The sequence below is a fragment of the Rhizobium sp. 25PS6 genome, assembly GCF_032464655.1.
GTDB classification, from domain to species: Bacteria; Pseudomonadota; Alphaproteobacteria; order Rhizobiales; family Rhizobiaceae; genus Rhizobium; species Rhizobium laguerreae.
This window is the reverse complement of sequence record NZ_JAWDIV010000011.1, coordinates 143,681-161,508: the sequence shown is the minus strand read 5'-3', so window position 1 is coordinate 161,508 and position 17,828 is coordinate 143,681. Positions and strand designations below refer to the sequence as shown.

Here is a 17,828-nt window from a genome sequence, read left to right as displayed (position 1 = left end):
AAAGGAAAACCCGCAAATGATCCAGCGTTTTCAAAAAGGTCCGCGTATGAGCCAAGCCGTCAGCTACGGCGGTCTCGTCTATATTGCCGGCCAGGTCGCGGAGAATCGCAAGGCGGGCATAGAGGAGCAGACCCAGGACGTGCTCGGCAAGATCGACGCCCTTTTGAAAGAGGCCGGTATCGATCGCTCGCGCCTCATCGCCGTCAATGTCTTCCTGCCGGCGATCGTCGATTTCGAGGCGATGAACAGCGTCTATGATGACTGGATCGACGTCGAAAACCCGCCGGCTCGCGCCTGTGTCGAGGCACGCCTGGCAGATCCTGACCTGCGCGTAGAAATGACCGCGGTCGCCGCCCTTTGACGGCATCGTAACCGTCCGCATTGGAGACATCATGCATAGTGGCCTCGTCAATCCGATCGACTTTTCGCGCGAGGGCCGGCAGGCCGGCCATCTCGCCATTCCCTATTCGATCGACCGTTCGCCCTATTATCAGATCCACATTCCGGTCCTTCGCCTCAGGAATGGCGAGGGGCCGTCCTTGCTGCTGATGGCCGGCAACCATGGCGACGAGTATGAGGGCGAACTCCAGTTCGGCCGGCTGATGCGCCTTTTGGATGTCGCGGGAATCCGCGGCGCCGTCACCATCCTGCCGATGGCGAACCTGCCGGCGGTAATGGCGGCCAAGCGCTGCTCACCCTTCGACGGCGGCAATCTCAATCGGGCGTTTCCCGGCGATCCCAGCGGATCGCCAACGGCGCGGATGGCGCATTTCCTCGAACATGAACTTTTTCCGCGCCATGACGTCGTGCTCGACCTGCATTCGGGCGGCACGTCCATGGCGCACCTGCCCTGCACGCTGATCGAGCGGCAGGCCGATACCGCCCGTTTCGAGCGGTCCGTTTCACTGATGCGCGCCATGGGTGCGGCGCATGCCTTCATCGCCGACAACGGGCCGACCGCACCGACATCGATGGGTGCGGCCGCGCGGGCGGGGACCATCGGGCTTTCCGGCGAATTCGGCGGCGGCGGCACCGTGACGCCTGAGACAATGGCCTTCACCGCGGCGGCGATCGACCGGTTGCTCGTGACACTCGGCATTGTCGAGCGTCCGGTCCTGTCGCGCGCGCCGCTCGCCGAGCCGGGACCGTTGCAGCTGCTTGCACTATCTAGGCACAGCCAGGGCATCTATGCGAACCGCAGAGGCTGGTTCGAGCCGGCCGTTGCCCTCGGCACCATTGTTGCCGGCGGCGACCTGGCCGGATGGTATCATGACCTCGAACGCCTGGAGCAGCCGGAGGAAGAGCTGCATTTTGCCGAGAGCGGCACCGTCATTTCCCACAGGCTGCATTGCGACAGCCAGGCCGGCGACTGCCTGATCCAGGTCGCCGAACCCATCGCACCCTGAGGAGCGCTGATTTGCTCAAGCGATTGCGTCGACCGCTGCCTTGACCCAGTCGAGGCGCTTTGCCGGTATCAGGCCGTAATTGTAGAAGTTCACGCCGTCAGCGCCGGCGTCGACGGCAGCCTTGGCGCGTGCGGCGAGCACCGCCGGCCCGCTGACTTCGGGATAGAAAACGCGCAGACCAATGCCCAGAAACTTTCCCGGTCCGATTGCCGCCCGGCCGGTCCGGATGACATCGCCGACGGCATCCGGTTCCATGTCGTAACAGCAGAGGATCGCGCCGTCGCAGAGCTTGCCGACCGCTGTCAGATCGACGCCGCCGAGCCAGCCGTCCTTCAAGTCGATGAGCACGATGCGTGTTGCCGGATCGGCGGCCGCCTTGATCTCGCCGATCAGGCTGGTCACTGGTTCGCTGCGCCAGGTGAGATAGGCATGAAGATCGGGATGGCCTCGAAAGGCATCGGTGCCGGCTGCCGGGAAGTCCGGGAATTGTCGTTCCGGGACAGCGCGTTCGCAGAGTTCGGCGATGAAGCGCGCGACCGACCGGCGTGCACCTTCGACCGGCACGCCGGCCTTTTCGGCGCGTGCCGTGCAATGGTCGCAGAAGCAGAGCGACAGCAGGAAATCGTCTTCGGCGTTCAGGCCGACGCCGTCCTTCTCGTGATGGTATTCATGCGCGAATCCCATGAAGTTCGGGCTCTCGAGCTCCACCATATCGGGCCGGTAGTTCGTCGTGATGTCGCGAACAAGGGTAACGGCGTAGTCCCGCGCCGCCGGGCTGGAGGGGCAAAGATTGTAATAGTTGGGATTGCCGAAGGCGTTCCGCGTCACGTGATCGGGATGCAGCATGCCGAGACGGGTATTGTGCAGGCAGACCGTCCAGCAGGAGACTTTGAGACCCGTCGCCTCGCGTCCCTTGACGAGCGCTTCCAGCATGTCGCCGCGCTCAGTGACATTCCCAGCCATCAGCGGCCGGATCACTTTGTCCTGCCACAAGCTTGCGTCCGGCCGGAAGTAGACGGTCCCGTCTTCGGGGAAATAGGCCTTCTGTCGCGGGCTGCGCGGCTGCAGGAACCGGCCGGCGTGATAGGAGGTCGCCAGACTGACCGTCGTCAGGCCCGCACGGCCGCGAAGCTCGACGGCAAAGGGGTCGAGCCCCTGGTCCTGGATATCCCAGGGGTAAGTCCACATGGAAAGATGCATGGCGTGCTCCCGCTGAATCTGTCCATTTTATAGAACATGTGTCCATAATAGTGTCCAGACTGATCTTTCGGCGCGGGCGGCCATCTCAGATGTCGGCGACGAGGCCCTTGGCTTTCAGCACCGGTTCGAGATTGCTGACCTCGATGACCGATTTGCCCTGCTTATATGCCGCGATATAACCGGCCTCGGCATCTTCGCGGGTCTGTGACAGCCTGGCGACTTCCTGCGCTTCCTGGCGACGCACGACCACCAGGCCGTCGGCATCACCGGCGATGATGTCGCCGGGATGGATGATTTCGCCGCCGACGATGATCGTGTCGTTCACCGCCGCAATGGTTTCCTTCACCGTCCCCTTGATGCAGACGCTGAGCGAGAAGACCGGGAAGCCAAGCTCCCTCAGTTGCAGCGTGTCGCGCACGCCGGTGTCGGTCACGAGACCGCCGATGCCCTTTGCCAGGCAGGCATTGGCAAGTACATCGCCGAAGGATCCGGCCTCTTCGTATTCGCCCGCCGATACGACGATGATATCGCCCGGCTTTGCGTAGTTGATGGCAAGCTGCAGCATGATGTTGTCACGCGGCGCGCACTTCACCGTAAAGGCCGGACCGCACAGTTTCATGCGGTAGTCGACGGGCTTGAGGCGGGAGGAAAGGGCTCCGCGGCGCCCTTGAGCCTCGTGGATCGTCGCTGGCGAAAATTTGGAAACGGCGTCGATATCGGCTTTGCTTGGCCGTTCGGCAATATCTTTAATATGGATCATGGATGCCTCCCATTTTTGGCTGACGGCGGGCATGTCCCGCCGTCTGATTTCGTTTGGATATCGTCATCGGACGACGCCGAGGTCTTAAGGGATCGGGTCGAACTTCAGCTCCGAGAGCGATACGACCTTGTCGGTGCGCGTCATCTTGTATTCGGTATCCGGGCCGAGCCACTTGTCCCAGATCTTGTTGATCTCGCCCGATGTGTCGAGCTTGCGAAGGATCTCGTTGATCTTGGCGGTCAGCGCCGGCTGATCCTTGGCCATGCCGATGCCGATCGGCTGATACAGCATCGGCTCCTCGATCATCCGCATTGCCTTGCCCTTGCTCTTCGATTCATTGACGAACTTGGTCGTCGTCATGGTGTTGGCCACCATGCCGCGCGCCTTGCCCTGCTGGACGGCGAGATAGGCCGAGGCGGTATCCTGGAAGGTCAGTGGGTCGGACTTGTTGAGCTTGATCGACATCTCGGAGGTCGAACCCTTGGTCGAAGCGATGCGCTGGCCTGCGTAATCGGCCTTCGTCTTGCCGGCATCGTCGGCCGGCACGATCAGCATTTCCTTGGCGAGATAGTAGGGATCGCTGAACTGGATCTGCTCGGCGCGGCTCAGAGTATAGGCGAGGTTGGCAACGGTGATGTCGACGCGGCCGAGCTTGACCTCGGGCACGCGCGCCTCGACCGAAACCGGCTTGATCTCAGCCTTGACGCCCAGTTCCTTGGCGATGGCGCCGCAGAGATCGACGTCGAAACCGGCCATTTCGCGGGTCTTCAGATCGGGTGAAGCGAAGGGAGGAACGTCGGCGAAAGTCGCGCAGCGCAGGGTTTTCGCCGACATGATGTTGTCGAGCTGATCGGCTTGTGCGGGCAAGGCGGCCGCCATGCCGGCAAATGCGGCGGTGAGAGTTAGGCATTTCCAGTTCATTGCTGTTCTCCTTTGTTTTTGGTGGTTGGTATCAATGCCTGAGATCAGCGAGGAAACGCTGCGCCCGGGGATGGCTTGGATTGTTGAAGAATTCCTCGGGGGTCGCCATTTCGAGGATCTGGCCGGCATCGATGAACCAGATCCGATCGGCGACGTCGCGCGCGAAACCCATTTCGTGGGTGACGCAGAGCATGGTCATGCCTTCCGACGCCAGGCTCTTCATGACGGCCAGCACTTCACCGACCATTTCGGGATCGAGCGCGCTGGTCGGTTCGTCGAACAGCATCACCGGCGGTTCCATGGCAAGGGCGCGGGCGATTGCCACCCGCTGCTGCTGGCCGCCCGAGAGTTGACCGGGATAGGCCCGCGCCTTGTCGGCAAGACCGACCCGATCGAGAAGCTTGAGGGCCTTGTCCTCGGCAACATCAGGCGCCACGCCTTTCACCCGGATCGGCGACATCGAGACGTTTTCGACCACCGAAAGATGCGGAAACAGGTTGAAGTTCTGAAATACGAAGCCGATCCTGCTGCGCAGCGCATTGAGTTCCTTTGCCCGCATGGCGGCGTGAATGTTTTGCCCGTCGAGCGTGATCGATCCGCTGTTGATCTCCTCGAGGCGATTGATCGTGCGGATCAGCGTCGATTTTCCCGAACCGGACGGCCCGCAGATGACCACGACTTCGCCGCGTGTCACCTGCGCATCGATGTCCTTCAGGACCGGATAGTCGCCGTAGCTCTTGCAGACTTGCGAAAGCCGGATCGTCTGCAATTCCTGTGCTGAAACTGACATGGTCATAGCTGCTCCGATATGATTTTCGATGGCGCGACCAAGGCGGCGGCAGGAAGGTTGGAAAGTCCCGCACGCCGCCGCGTGATGCTCCGCTCGAGGCGATTTGCGAAGTAGGTGAGCGTCCAGCAGATGGCGAAGTAGACGATCGCCAGGATGAGGAAGACCTGGAAAGGCTGCGTCAGGAGCTGGTTGTTGACCTGGCTTGCGGCAAAGGTCAGGTCCGGCACGTTGATCACGTAGCCGAGCGTCGTGTCCTTGATCGTCGAGACGAAGGTGGAGATGATGCTCGGGATCATGTTGTAGAGTGCCTGCGGCAGGATGATGAAGCGCATCGCACCTAAATAACCGTGACCAAGCGCACGCCCCGCGTCCATCTGACCCGGTCCAAGCGCGACGATGCCGGCACGCACGACTTCGCTCAGGAACGCGCTCTGATAGACCACGAGTGTCGTCAGCATCGTGACGAAGCTAGGCACATCGGCGCCGGTCAGCAGCGGAACGAGGAAATAGCTCCACAGGATGAGCATCAAGAGCGGCACGCCCCTGGTGAAATAGACGAGTGCCGTGACCGGCCAGCGCAGCAGCGGCGACCTGGAGAGCCGCGCCAACGCGAAGAGGATGCTGACCGGAAAGGCGAGAGCGATGCTGAGTGCAGAAAGGATCAGCGTGTTGGCGAGCCCGCCAAGCGGCCCGTTCGGATATTGGCCGATCAGCAGCAGCAGCCAGTAGTCTCGGACGATGGCGATCATATCGTGGATCATGCGCGCGCACTCCTGGCAGGATCGGCGCGCATCGACAGATAGGCGCCGATGCTCATGATCACGAGCGAGAAGAAGAGGTAGAGAACCGTGCCGATCAGGTAGATCTCGAAGGTCCGGAAGCTGAGGTTTTCGATCTCCTTGACGGCATGCGTCAATTCCGAGGCTCCGATGACGACGGCGAGACTGCTGTTCTTGAACAGGGAAACGCTGTGATTGATGAGCGGCGGCAGCGCGTTGCGCACGCCTTGCGGCATGATGACGAAACGCATCGCCGAGACATAGCCGTGGCCAAGCGCGCGGGCTGCCTGCATTTGGCCGGGGCTGACCGAGCGCACGCCCGACCGAAGGTCTTCGCTGAAATAGGCCGCCTGGCAAAGCCCGAGCCCGATCACCGCGAAGATGGCTTCGGCATTGTGGACTGCCAGCCATTCGGCTACTCCGCTCGGCATCAGGGTGAAAATCCCAAAGTACCACAGCATCAGCTGAACCAGGGTGGGGACGTTCCGGTGGTAGGAGACGTAAGCGGCAACTAACGGATCGCCGAAGCGAAAGGGCGACAAACGCAAAGCCAGCAGCAGAAGTGCCAGCGCCATCGCCATAGACCACGAGCCGGCATAGATGATGAATGTCATCTCGATGCCATGCAGCAGCATGGCGGTATATTCCGGATTTCCGAGGATTGCCGAAAGGTCGAAACCGCTCACGGCTTTGGCTCCCCGGATTGATCCGTCTTCGCCGCAGGCTGGGGCTTTGCCGTCTGCAGGCCGCCCATGACCTGCAGCGTCGGCGTAATCTCCATATGTCCGATGTTGACGGCGACGGGGGCTGCTATGGCGAAGGCAATCGCGTCGGCGATATCGGCTGCCTGTGGCAGTTCGAAGCCGTCGATGAACCGTTCCCTAATGCTGGGGTCATCGCCATGGACGTGATTGAAAATGTCAGTGGCGACCCGACCGGGGCAGATTTCCGTGACCCGTACCCGCTTGCCGAAAGCGTCGATGCGCAGCTGGTTGGACAGCATGCTCACCCCGGCCTTGGTGGCGTGATAGGATGAGTTGCCGCCGAAATTGTAGGCGCCGGCGATCGACGAGATGTTGATGACATGCCCGCGGTCCCGCGCCACCATGCCGGGCACGACCATGCGGCAGATATGCAGGACCGCCCGGAGATTGACGTCGACGATGAGATCGATATCGCCCTCGTCGGCTTCCAGGAATTTCTTCGGCCGGTCGACGCCGGCATTGTTGACGAGAATATCGAACTCCACACGACGGGTGAGCTCGGCCATGGCCTGACGGTCGGTCACATCGATGACGTGGGCGACGCAGCCCGTCCGCGCGGCCAGCTGCTGCAACGCTTCGGCGCTGCGGGCAACGGCATGGACCTCGATGTTCTCCCGGCGGAACCGCTCCACCACGGCCGCGCCGATACCGGAGGATGCGCCGGTCACCAGTGCGGTCTTGTAGTCGGAGAATGGCATTGTCGTTCCCTTGTTGTTGATCGAGACAGTAGCGAAGCTTAAACCCCTTGCCTAAGACCGATTATCTCTGGAGCAATAAGCAACGGTTATGGAGCCGGCGCAGGCTGCTGAAGAAGAGAAAGAGCTGATGCCGGGCATCAGCTTGCGGCGTCCGGGCCTGAGGAAAGCAGTGACGGCGTCGCGTTGCAAAAGCACTGCGTGTCTGCAAACATGTAAGCCGCGCACATCAGAACGGTACCCCGATCCTCATGGACATCAGACGCCTCAAATCTTTCATCGTGATCGTCGACAGCGGCAGCATCACGCGAGCGGCGGACCTTTTGCATATCGCCCAGCCGGCGCTCAGCCAGCAGCTTGCCGCACTGGAGGAGCATTTCGGCCACAAGCTGCTGATCCGCAGCCAGCAGGGCGTCAGCATGACCGATGCGGGACACGCAGTGTACCGCCATGCGCAGATTATTCTTCGGCAGATGGAGCAGGCGCAAGCGGATGCCTCCGCAGCCGGCAATTCGCTTGCCGGGCGTGTGTCCGTCGGTCTCGTGCCCTTCAGCAGTGCGGCCACGCTGTCGGTCGACCTCCTGGCGGAGACCCGCAAACGGCATCCCGGTATTCTGCTGCACCTGACCGAAAGCGTCGGCCAAACCTATAGCCAGATGATCATGAACGGCCGGCTGGAGATGGCGCTTCTCCATGGAACCGGACCGATCAAAGGCGTCCGGTTCGAGCCGATCCTCAGCGAGGAGTTTTTCCTTGTCGCGCATCGGGACTTTGCGATCGAAGCGGATGCGAAACCAGTTCCGGTCAATACTCTCGACGGGATACCGCTGCTGTTGCCGCCGGCCTATAATTTCGTCCGCCGCGCGGTCGATACCGCCTTCACACGCACCCGCACCAATTTGAAAGTCGTGGCGGAAGTCGAAATCGTTCGCACGCTCGCCCGCGCGGTGGGCAGCGGTCTCGGCGCGACGATCATGCCGAAAGCCATCGCCGACCGTATCGTATCGGAATCGAGCGAGCCGCTGATCTGCAGGCTCGTCTCGCCGCGGATCGAAGAAACCCTGTCGCTGTGCGTTTCCGACCAGAATCCCCTATCGGAACCGGCCCTTGCCGTCCGGGACATCCTTCTCGAGCTGACGGCGCGGTTGAAGGGCTGAAACGCGCTGCCGATCAGCGCATATCCCCGCAGAATTGAGCTATGCGCGCGCAGCCTTCGCCGAGTTTCTCCATGCTCGTGGCGTAGGAAATGCGAAAGAACGGGCTCATTCCGTAAGCCGCTCCTTGCACGGTCGCGACATGATGCTCTTCCACGAGCGCCATGACGAAATCGACGTCGGTCTCGATCTTTCGCCCGCCCTTGCTGGTCTTGCCGATCAGCCCGGAAATGTTGGGATAGATGTAGAAAGCGCCTTCGGGCCTATGGCAGCGCAGTCCTTCCACTTCCGACAACCTGTCGAGGACGAAGTCGCGTCTTTCCTTGTAGATCGCGGCACGCTCCTTCAAGAGATCCTGAGGCCCGTCCAGGGCAGCGGTCGCCGCAGCCTGGGTCAGCGTCGCGATGCCGCCGCCATTCTGGCCGTTGACGTTGCTGACGGCGGAGATCAGCTCTTTCGGCCCGGCGCAAAAGCCGAGCCGCCATCCTGTCATCGCGTAAGCCTTGGAGACACCGTTCATCGTCAGGACGCGCTCATAGAGCCTGGGTTCGACTTCGGCGATCGTGCAGAACTGGAAGTCGTCATAGACCAGGTGTTCGTAGATATCGTCGGTCATGATCCAGACATCGGGATGACGCAGCATGACCTCGGCAATGGCAGCCATCTCCGCCCGGGAGCAGGCGGCTCCGGTCGGATTGTTCGGGAAATTCAGGAAGAGCCATTTGGTGCGCGGCGTGATCGCCGCCTCCAGATCCTCCGGACGCAGCTTGAAGCCGGACTGCTCGTGGCAGGGGACGGCAACCGGGACGCCGCCGGCGAATTTGACGATATCCGCATAGCTGACCCAGGAGGGAGTTGGAATGACGACCTCGTCGCCGGGATTGCAGGTTGCCAGCATGGCATTGAAGATCACCTGCTTACCGCCGCCCGAGACGACGATCTGGCTGGCATCGTAGTCGAGATTATTGTCCCGTTTGAACTTCCTGATGATGGCGGCCTTCAGTGCCGGCGTACCATCCATCGGAGGATATTTTGTATCGCCGGCAAGAGCTGCCGCATGGGCCGCCTCGATCGCGTGGGCCGGAGTGGGGAAATCCGGCTCGCCGGACGAGAGGCTGACGACTTTGATCCCGTTGGCGGCCAGTTCCCTGGCGCGCTGGGTCATGGCGGCGGAGGCGGATATGGAGACGTTTTTCAGGCGGTCTGATATGGCGGACATCGCGATGGTCCTTCAATGAGAGATTGGAACGGGAGACCGCCCGCAGGCGATCAGGATTGTGTCAGTCGGCGAGTTCGGCGGCAGGCGCGATCGTGGCGCCCGCGGCTTCGATCTCGCCGCGCACGATGCCGGCAAGCTCTAAGGCGCCGGGTGTGTCGCTATGGACGAGAATGGAGCGGGCCGGCATTGCGATCACCGCTCCGTCGATTGTCTCGACGGTTCCTTCGAGCAGAAATTTCCGTACGCGTGCACGCACCGAGGCTTCGTCCTTGATGACGGCGCCAGCGAGCCCGCGCGCGACAAGTCTGCCCTCGGCATCATAGGCCCGGTCGGCAAGGAAAAGCGCCAGCGTCTTCAAATGCGCGCGTCTGGCCGCCTGCTGGATCTCGCTGCCTGAAGTGACGAAGACGACGAGGCCGGCATCCACGGTGGCGATCGCATCCATCATCAGGTCGGCCAGCACAGGATCGCGGTTGACCATATTGCCCATGGCTGCGTGGAAGCTGATATGGGACAGCGTGACACCCTCGGCTTTGGCGATCGCCATCAGGGCGCCGAGCTGATAGAGCATCTGCTGGCGAAGCTCATCTGCCGAAAACGCTATTTCGCGGCGGCCGAACCCGAGCCGATCGGGCAAGCCCGGATGCGCGCCGATGCCGACGCCGTTCAGTTTCGCAAGCCGGACCATACGCCCCATCGTATCGGGGTCGCCGCCGTGGAAACCGCAGGCGATATTGGCCGACGAGACGAGTTTCATCATCGCTTCGTCGTCGCACAGCCGGTAGGGGCCAAAACCTTCGCCCATGTCGGAATTCAGATCGATCTTCATCGGTTCTTCCTTTTGACGGCCGGTATCTTTGCTTTCATGCATGCTGCCCGTATCAGGCCATCGCCTTCAGGGCGCCCTTGACCATCCGGGATGTTTGCCTGACGTCGTCAACATAGCGGGCGACGGCCTGTTCCACCCTGCGCGCCTCCGTATGCGTCGAGCGAACGAAGCTCAGACGCGTGCCGATGCGGGCTTGCCCGAGCCGCCACAGGTCGCATTCGATCACGCCGGCGATCTTTGGATAGCCGCCGGCGGTGTTGGCATCGCTCATCTGCACGATCGGCTCGCCGCCGGGGGGGACCTGGATCACGCCGGGCACGACGCCGTGGGAGCGCATCTCAATGGACGCGGTCGGCTTGATCGGCTCGCCTGACAATCGGTAGCCCGTCCGGTCGCTTCGGGAGGAAATCCTCCACGTCTGGTTCCAGAAAGCTTCGCCATCGCCTGCGAAAAGATCGTGCTCGCCGGCCGGCAGGGCACGGATCGGCAGCGTGCCGTCGACAGCAGCCGGAAAGACATCGCGCAGTGCCACGGCCGGTTCGACGACGGCAAGACCCGAGGCCGGCAGCATGGGGATCTCTGCATCCTCGCCGACCGCGATCCGATCGCCCTTCGCCAGAGGCCGGCCGGCATTGCCCCCGAAACCGCCGCGCAGCGACGTACTTCGCGAACCCATGACGATGGGGATATCCAGCCCGCCTCCGACCGAAATATAGGAGCGCGCCAGCCGTGGAGGCTGTTTCAGTTCGAGAACCTGTCCGGGCTCCGCGATGTAAGCGCACCAGGGAAGCAATTCCGATCCGTTAAGATGAGGATTGCCGTCGGCGCCGGTCACGGCAAAGACCACGCGCTGCTCGAAACGCAGGCTGAACGGGAAGGTCTGCACCTCGATCACAGCCGCATTTTCATCATTGCCGACGAGAATGTTGCCGATCCGGACCGCAAGCGGATCCATCGCGCCGCTGGCCGATACGCCGATATCGCGATAGCCGGGGCGGCCAAGATCCTGCGCCGTGTTGAACGGGCCGCTTTCGATGATCTCGATCATAGCTCGATCCTTGCCGGCAGGAACCGCACCGTATCTCCCGGCGCCATCATGGCGGGGCTCGGTAAGGTAGGGTCGAACATCTGCAGTGCCGCGAAGCCGATGGAATTCCAGCCATTCGGACCTGTGAGCATGGCGACGCCGGTCTGCATGCCGCCGATGGTCACGCAGCCCTTCGGCATCTTCAACGAGGGCACGGTCTTTCGCGGCATATAGATGCGCGGATCGAGGCCATGCAGATAGCCGAAACCGGGCGCGCTACCCAAGGCGAAGACACGGTAGGTCGCTTCATGATGGATGCGGACGATCTCGCGATCGCTCAAGCCCGAGAGATCGCAAAGGGCCGGCAGATCCATCGCATATTCGCCGCCATAATGGACGGAAATCTCGATGGTCTTGCCGTTGAGATCGATGCTGCGCGCATTCTCCCATGCCTCCAGCAGCCGGGCGATCACCGCATCAGGATCCTCGGGCGTCTCCTTGAAGATCACCAGCAGGTTGGTCATGCCGGGGATGTTTTCGGCAAGGTCCGGCCAGCCTTTCACGGTCTGGGACAGAGCCCAGATCCGCCGCTGCGCGATGAGATCGAAGTCGCCTGGCGCCTCTAGCAGGAAGGATTTGGCGCCGATCGAGGAAACCCGCGCTTGGCGTTTGGTGGCCGGAACGATTTCGCGTTGCGATGCATGTCTGTTCGTCGTGGCGATCATGATGGGAACTCGATTTCGAACAGAGGATCACCGAAGCCGACCAGTGCGTCGGGCTCGGCGAGCAGCCTGGTCAAAACACCGGAACGGCCGGCGCGAAGGGGGAGCAGGATGTGCCCTACCCCGACAAAGCCGACGATATCCACATTGGACACGGAGCGCGGCAGATTTTGCGGCGTGGTGGAGGTCGGATGCTCGACACAGAAGCGGCCTGCCATTGGCGCCTTCATGACGACCGATGCGAAGCCGAGAGCGCGTGGCGTCGCTCCGGTCGAGCTGATCCGGGCGCCGTCTTTTCCAGCGACGATGATGCGAAGCTGTCCGCCCGGCCGGGAGATTTCGAGACCGTCCACACCGGCGGCCGTCAGCGCCTCGGTGAGCAATGCGATGGTCGCCGGATCGCTGAAATCGATCGCGCTCATGCCGCCCTCCGCAGCTTCAGCCATTGTTCAAGATAATGGATATCCGTCTCGCCGCGCGCGAATGCGCCGTCCTCGAACAGGGCGCGCAGGAAGGGGATATTGGTGGAAATCCCCTCGACCTCAGTGCCGGCAAGCGCTTCGCGCATTCTTGCCATCGCTTCGGCCCGCGTCGGCGCATGGACGATCAGCTTGGCGATCAGAGAATCGTAATAGGGCGAGATCTTGTAGCCGGCATGAATATGCGTATCGACGCGGATGCCTGGTCCCGCAGGCAACGCCAGATGGGTGACGACACCCGCTGACGGCAGGAAACTTTCCGGATCCTCGGCGTTGATGCGGCATTCGAAGGAATGGCCTTCGCAGGTCACATCGCCTTGGATGAGATCCAGGACGTGACCCTGCGCCACCCTTATCTGCGCCTGGACGATATCGACACCACTCGTCATCTCGGTGACGGGATGCTCGACCTGAAGTCGCGTATTCATCTCGATGAAATAGAAAGCGCCATCCTCATAGAGGAATTCGAAGGTTCCGACGCCCCGGTAGCCGATCTGGAGGCAGGCCTTTACGCAAGCCAGGCCGACCGGCTGGATGATGTCGGGCGCAATTCCCGCCGCCGGTGCCTCCTCCACCACTTTCTGATGGCGGCGCTGCATCGAGCAATCCCGATGTCCGAGCCACAGGGCATTGCCGTGATCGTCGCAAATGACCTGTATCTCGATGTGGCGCGGGTGCTCTAAGAATTTCTCCATGTAGAGCGAAGGTGAGCCGAAGGCCTTGCGGGCCTCTTCCCGCGTCAGCGCGATTGCTTCATGCAATAAATCGGCCTTGGGCACGACGCGCATGCCGCGTCCGCCGCCGCCGCCGGCTGCCTTGATGATGACAGGGTATCCGATTTCCAGCGCTATGCGCTCGATCGTGGCGGGGTCATCGGGCAGCGCGGTGTCCGGACCGGGAACGCAGGGGACGCCGGCGGCCATCATCGCGCGTTTTGCCGAGATCTTGTCGCCCATAATGGCAATCGACGACGCGGTCGGACCAATGAAGACCAGGCCGGCCTTTTCGACGGCATCGGCGAAGGCGGCGTTCTCCGACAGAAAACCATAACCCGGATGGATGGCGCCGGCCCCGGCGAGACGCGCCGTCAGAATGATAGCATCCTGATTGAGATAGCTCTTGGCAGCACTCGACGGGCCGATACAGAGAAAGCTGTCGGCGGTGCTGCCATAGGGCGCTTCCCTGTCCGCTTCGGAGCAGATGGCGACCGTCTTCAGGCCGAGCTCGCCGCAGGCACGCTGGATCCGGGCTGCGATCTCGCCGCGGTTGGCGATCAGAACGGTATCGAAGCGGTGCCCGGCGGCAGCGGAATGTTCAAGCGTTTCCGGCATCAGCCAATCTCCGCCAGCAGATCGCCAGTCTCGACCTCGCCGTCGTCGATTTCGGTGAGGTGTGTAATGCGCCCTGCCCGCGGCGCGGCGATCGTGTTGAAGACCTTCATTGCCTCGATGATGAAAAGGGTCTGCCCCTCTTCCACCTCGTCACCGATCGCGACGAATGGCGGCTCCCCGGGCGCCGGGGTCCGATGCAGAACGCCGAAGACCGGCGCCTTCACCGCATAGGTTTTCTCGGGCCTCGAAGGCATATCGGCGCCGGCATCCTGGGCAGGGTTTGTCGTCGATCCCGCCTCTTGCTCGGCAGCAGCCTCCCGACCCGGCGACGTGCGGAAAATCCGAACCGTCACGTCTTTTTCCGTCACGGTCAGCTCGGTAATGTTCGATCGTCCGACAAAGTCGATCAGCGTCTTGATCTTCGAGAGGTCCATATGCGTGCTCGGAATTTCAAACTTCCACCGCGCTGACCCGAAGTTTCAAGTCGCTCGGTGTTGTGATTTTTCGTAGCACGACGCGTCGACTGATGGGGTCAGACGAAGTTTTGATGGAGTGCAATTGGCGCCTTATAGGACATATCGCCGAACGTCAGCGACCGGCAGCCGGAAGCGGCAGAACCCCGCAATAGATTCAATGAAGGAACAATGCTTGTTCTGACGGCTAACAGTGCTATATGTAGGTAAATACCTACATGAGGCAGCCATGACCATTACGACACTTTCCAGCCGTGAACTCAATCACGACGTCAGCAATGCGAAGAAAGCTGCCAGAAAAGGACCAGTCATCATCACTGACCGCGGCAAACCTTCCCACGTCCTTCTGACATATGAGGAATTTCAGCGTCTTTCCGGCAGGCGCCAAAGCCTGGTCGATGGGCTTTCCATGCCGGGCCTGTCGGAAATCGATTTCATGCCACCGCGGGTCGAGATCAAAACCCGCGAAGTTGACCTGTCTTGAGCTATCTGCTGGATACGAATGTCATTTCCGAACTGCGCAAGGTCGGTGACGGGAAGGCTGATCCGGAAGTCGTGGCATGGATTCAGATGGCAAACGCTTCTGACTTCTATCTCTCTGCAATTACCATTCTTGAATTGGAACGGGGCGTGCTTGCGGTCCAACGACGCGATGCCCGGCAAGGTTCACGCCTGCGTACATGGCTTGATGATCACGTGCGTCCGCAGTTCGCCGGCCGGATACTGCCGATCGATGATGCTATCGCAACGCGTTGCGCGCATCTGCATATTCCCGACCGGCGCAACGAGGCGGATGCGTTGATTGCTGCCACTGCACTGGTGCACAATCTTACAGTGGTCACCCGAAACGTGAGAGATTTCGACGGCACCGGTGTCGTCATTGTCGATCCTTGGAAGGGTCAAGCAATGTAGCCGCCTTAGACGGATGCAAGTTGCGCGTCAAAATTGACAACGTTAGCGTTTCTGCATGGGATGCGCAGCCGGTTGTTCCCTCATCGTCAGTTCTTCGTGGGGCCGATGCTCTCCCGCAGAATAAGCTCGCTGTGGATGACGGTGCGAACCGCCGCCGTAGTCTCTCTCTGGTCAATGGCGCCGAGCAACAGATCCACCGCCGCGCGCCCCATCTCTTCCACCGGCTGCTTGATCGTCGAGAGCGGTGGAGAGCAGAATTCGCAGACGGGGGAACCGTCGAAGGAGACGACGGATAGATCACCGGGGATGCTCAGGCCCGTGCGCTGGATACGGCTGACAAATGAAATGGCCATGTCGTCGCTGGTCGCGATGACGGCCGTTGGCTTTTCGGTCAGTTTCACGAAATCGTCTGCCGCCTGGACGCCGATGTCGAAGCCGTGCTGATAATCGAGATGACCGCCCGAGCGGCGCACCGAACCCTCTGACAGTCCTGCCGCCTCGAGCGCCTCGAGCACGCCGCCATAACGCTCGACATCGTGGTAATTGCCTTCAGGCCCCGCAAGATAGAAGAACCGTCGATGACCCAATCGGATCAATTCGGCCGTGACGTCGCGCACGGCCTCGCGGTCGTTGGTAATCACGCTCTGCAGGCCGGCATCACTCATGTCGAGCAGCATCGACACGATCGGCAGGCCGGAATTGGCCAGCGAGCGCCCGTCGACCTCCGGAAGCTTCGACGACAGGATGATGGCTCCGCGCACGCTGCCGCCGAAGGCGAGGTCGAGAATATGCCGTTCTGAAATTTCGTCGCGATCGAGGTTGGCGATCATCAGGTTGTAACCGCCCTGGATCAGCGATTTGTTGATGCTCTGCAGCACCTGCGGGATGATCTGGGAAGCGCCGTAATAGAGCGATCCCGGCAGGATGATCATGATGATGTTGGACTTGCCGACCCTGAGGCCGCGCGCCATGGCGTTCGGCGTGTAGCCCAGTTGCCTGGCCGCGGCATTGATCTTGGCGCGTGTCTTCTCGTTGACCCGTCCGGGATTGGCGAGTGCCCGGCTGACCGTCGATATTGCAACGCCGGCGAGCCGCGCGACATCGGCCATCAATGCACCCGATGGCTCCTCTCCGGCCACATCTTTGTTTTTATTCACGTTTATTTCGGTCTCCCAGGTGCTTCGATTTGCAACTCTAAGGCAGGGGGCGATTTATTGCAAACGTTTGCCAAAAACTGCTTGCTTAAAAAACCGGCTTGGCTATTATCTAGCCATGGCAAACGATTGCCATTTATTAATGCGTTGAAAATCCATGGCTTATTGGACGCGGAATGGCTGTTCCGCACGCGGGTAGGTCATGCCTCGAGAAACGGACAGGTTATGGCAACTGGCGACAGGCTGCGCTTCGGCGTCGATCTCGTGACATTCTTTCATCCCGGCTTCTGGGGCGTCGACAGCCACGATGCGATCGTCGGTTATGCCCGCGCCGAGCCACGCGCCTTCTGGGACAAGATTCTCGACGGCGTCCAGGCTTCCGGCGTTACCGGCGTCGAGCTGACCTTCTCTCCTTTCAACTGGCAGGACGCGATCAAGACCTATGGTTCCGTCGACGCCTTCGCGGCCGAGTTGGCAAGACGTGGCCTGACGCTGTGCAGCGGCTTCTTCGCGGAACTGGAGGCGGCCGGCGACTTTGCTGAGCCCGAGGCCCAGCGCGCGCTGATCGACAAGGCGGAACGATATGCCGACTTCCTGAAAGCCTGCGGCAGCGACATCATGGTGATCGGCGCTCCCTTGCGCCAGACGCTCGGCGCCCAGCCGGTGCAGTTCTACGATTTCGACCGCGCCAAGGTGATCGCCGATTTCCTGAACCGGCTCGGCGCGACCCTCTATGCCAGGGGCGTGCGGCTTGCTCTGCACACCGAGGCGCACTCGATCTTTGCCGCCGCGCGCGACGTCGATCTGATGATGCTGCTCACCGATCCGGCCTATGTGCACATGTGCCCGGACACAGCCCATATCATCGTTGCCGGCTCCGATCCCGTCCAGCTCGTCGATCGTCATCACGAGCGCATGATCATCGCCCATTGGAAGGATGCGATCGGTCCTATGCCCGCCGACACACCGATCGACAAACATATCCATGAACGCCACCAGCCCTATTTCTGCAGCTTCGGCCTCGGACGGGTCGATTGGCCGGCCTGGATACGGCTGCTGCGCGACCGGGCCTTTGAAGGCTGGGCGATCCTCGAACTCGATGCCGCGCCCGATCCCGTCCGCGACATCGCCAACGGGCTCACGCTCGTCCGGCAGGCGCTCCTGCCGATCTATCGCTGACAATCATCCCTAAGACAACAAACGCCCCGCAAAG

Annotated in this window: 21 protein-coding genes; 6 read left to right on the top strand and 15 right to left on the bottom strand. The window is 61.4% G+C overall.

Annotated elements, in window-relative coordinates; genetic code table 11:
* Positions 1-16: 16 nt before the first annotated feature.
* Together RWK44_RS17665 and RWK44_RS17660 are read left to right on the top strand one after the other, a co-directional pair.
* Entirely contained in the window at positions 17-361 is a 345-nt protein-coding gene (locus tag RWK44_RS17665; protein WP_316029184.1) for a RidA family protein, read from the top strand.
* A 31-nt stretch (positions 362-392) separates the two neighbouring features.
* Positions 393-1,406, top strand: a complete 1,014-nt coding sequence (locus RWK44_RS17660; RefSeq protein WP_316029183.1) for a succinylglutamate desuccinylase/aspartoacylase family protein — start codon at positions 393-395, stop codon at positions 1,404-1,406.
* A gap of 15 nt (positions 1,407-1,421) precedes the next feature.
* On the opposite strand, the gene RWK44_RS17655 is transcribed toward RWK44_RS17660, so the two are convergent.
* From RWK44_RS17655 to RWK44_RS17625, 7 genes are all read right to left on the bottom strand, one after another.
* Positions 1,422-2,606, bottom strand: a complete 1,185-nt coding sequence (locus RWK44_RS17655) for a hypothetical protein (RefSeq protein WP_316029182.1) — start codon at positions 2,604-2,606, stop codon at positions 1,422-1,424.
* Positions 2,607-2,691: 85 nt separating this feature from the next.
* On the bottom strand, positions 2,692-3,366 hold the full coding sequence (locus tag RWK44_RS17650) for a 4-carboxy-4-hydroxy-2-oxoadipate aldolase/oxaloacetate decarboxylase (protein ID WP_131664852.1): 675 nt from the start codon (positions 3,364-3,366) through the stop codon (positions 2,692-2,694).
* An 84-nt stretch (positions 3,367-3,450) separates the two neighbouring features.
* Complete coding sequence (locus tag RWK44_RS17645) at positions 3,451-4,287, bottom strand: ABC transporter substrate-binding protein (RefSeq protein WP_020047826.1); 837 nt, start codon at positions 4,285-4,287, stop codon at positions 3,451-3,453.
* 31 nt (positions 4,288-4,318) lie between these two features.
* Positions 4,319-5,083, bottom strand: a complete 765-nt coding sequence (locus tag RWK44_RS17640) for an amino acid ABC transporter ATP-binding protein (protein WP_131664854.1) — start codon at positions 5,081-5,083, stop codon at positions 4,319-4,321.
* Positions 5,080-5,838 (bottom strand): amino acid ABC transporter permease, encoded by a 759-nt coding sequence (locus RWK44_RS17635; protein ID WP_020047824.1) that lies wholly within the window; start codon positions 5,836-5,838, stop codon positions 5,080-5,082. The genes RWK44_RS17640 and RWK44_RS17635 overlap by 4 nt, the downstream gene beginning before the upstream one ends.
* Complete coding sequence (locus RWK44_RS17630; protein WP_003538411.1) at positions 5,835-6,542, bottom strand: amino acid ABC transporter permease; 708 nt, start codon at positions 6,540-6,542, stop codon at positions 5,835-5,837. Before RWK44_RS17630 ends, RWK44_RS17635 begins: the two co-directional genes overlap by 4 nt.
* Positions 6,539-7,318 carry an SDR family oxidoreductase gene (locus tag RWK44_RS17625; RefSeq protein ID WP_221999830.1) on the bottom strand — a complete coding sequence of 260 codons (780 nt, stop codon included), beginning with the start codon at positions 7,316-7,318 and terminating at the stop codon, positions 6,539-6,541. The genes RWK44_RS17630 and RWK44_RS17625 overlap by 4 nt, the downstream gene beginning before the upstream one ends.
* Positions 7,319-7,566: 248 nt before the next feature.
* Here RWK44_RS17625 and nac point away from each other — a divergent pair, with 248 nt between their 5' ends.
* Complete coding sequence (nac, locus tag RWK44_RS17620; protein ID WP_041472690.1) at positions 7,567-8,472, top strand: nitrogen assimilation transcriptional regulator NAC; 906 nt, start codon at positions 7,567-7,569, stop codon at positions 8,470-8,472.
* A 13-nt stretch (positions 8,473-8,485) separates the two neighbouring features.
* Here the strand turns inward: nac and RWK44_RS17615 are convergent, their stop codons facing one another.
* The 7 genes from RWK44_RS17615 to RWK44_RS17585 form a co-directional block, all read right to left on the bottom strand.
* Positions 8,486-9,688: a pyridoxal phosphate-dependent aminotransferase gene (locus RWK44_RS17615; RefSeq protein WP_168341266.1), complete on the bottom strand. Its 1,203-nt coding sequence runs from the start codon at positions 9,686-9,688 to the stop codon at positions 8,486-8,488.
* Between the two features lie 61 nt (positions 9,689-9,749).
* Positions 9,750-10,517 (bottom strand): 5-oxoprolinase subunit PxpA, encoded by a 768-nt coding sequence (locus RWK44_RS17610; RefSeq protein ID WP_025398259.1) that lies wholly within the window; start codon positions 10,515-10,517, stop codon positions 9,750-9,752.
* Positions 10,518-10,569: 52 nt separating this feature from the next.
* The gene (locus RWK44_RS17605) at positions 10,570-11,565 is read right to left on the bottom strand and encodes a biotin-dependent carboxyltransferase family protein (protein ID WP_222062144.1); all 996 of its coding nucleotides are present in this window, start codon (positions 11,563-11,565) and stop codon (positions 10,570-10,572) included.
* Positions 11,562-12,269 (bottom strand): 5-oxoprolinase subunit PxpB, encoded by a 708-nt coding sequence (pxpB, locus tag RWK44_RS17600; protein ID WP_222062142.1) that lies wholly within the window; start codon positions 12,267-12,269, stop codon positions 11,562-11,564. Before pxpB ends, RWK44_RS17605 begins: the two co-directional genes overlap by 4 nt.
* On the bottom strand, positions 12,266-12,688 hold the full coding sequence (locus tag RWK44_RS17595) for an acetyl-CoA carboxylase (RefSeq protein WP_222062140.1): 423 nt from the start codon (positions 12,686-12,688) through the stop codon (positions 12,266-12,268). The genes pxpB and RWK44_RS17595 overlap by 4 nt, the downstream gene beginning before the upstream one ends.
* Entirely contained in the window at positions 12,685-14,076 is a 1,392-nt protein-coding gene (locus RWK44_RS17590) for an acetyl-CoA carboxylase biotin carboxylase subunit (RefSeq protein WP_316029181.1), read from the bottom strand. The genes RWK44_RS17595 and RWK44_RS17590 overlap by 4 nt, the downstream gene beginning before the upstream one ends.
* Complete coding sequence (locus RWK44_RS17585) at positions 14,076-14,510, bottom strand: acetyl-CoA carboxylase biotin carboxyl carrier protein (RefSeq protein ID WP_168282365.1); 435 nt, start codon at positions 14,508-14,510, stop codon at positions 14,076-14,078. The genes RWK44_RS17590 and RWK44_RS17585 overlap by 1 nt, the downstream gene beginning before the upstream one ends.
* A 268-nt stretch (positions 14,511-14,778) precedes the next feature.
* Between RWK44_RS17585 and RWK44_RS17580 the strand changes: the two genes are divergently transcribed.
* Positions 14,779-15,033, top strand: coding sequence for a type II toxin-antitoxin system Phd/YefM family antitoxin (locus RWK44_RS17580; protein WP_025398253.1), 255 nt, complete (start codon positions 14,779-14,781; stop codon positions 15,031-15,033).
* On the top strand, positions 15,030-15,461 hold the full coding sequence (locus tag RWK44_RS17575; protein ID WP_025398252.1) for a type II toxin-antitoxin system VapC family toxin: 432 nt from the start codon (positions 15,030-15,032) through the stop codon (positions 15,459-15,461). Before RWK44_RS17580 ends, RWK44_RS17575 begins: the two co-directional genes overlap by 4 nt.
* Positions 15,462-15,547: 86 nt before the next feature.
* On the opposite strand, the gene RWK44_RS17570 is transcribed toward RWK44_RS17575, so the two are convergent.
* Entirely contained in the window at positions 15,548-16,618 is a 1,071-nt protein-coding gene (locus tag RWK44_RS17570; protein ID WP_168282366.1) for a LacI family DNA-binding transcriptional regulator, read from the bottom strand.
* A gap of 222 nt (positions 16,619-16,840) precedes the next feature.
* Between RWK44_RS17570 and RWK44_RS17565 the strand changes: the two genes are divergently transcribed.
* Positions 16,841-17,794: a sugar phosphate isomerase/epimerase family protein gene (locus RWK44_RS17565; protein WP_168282368.1), complete on the top strand. Its 954-nt coding sequence runs from the start codon at positions 16,841-16,843 to the stop codon at positions 17,792-17,794.
* The last annotated feature ends 34 nt before the right edge of the window (positions 17,795-17,828 follow it).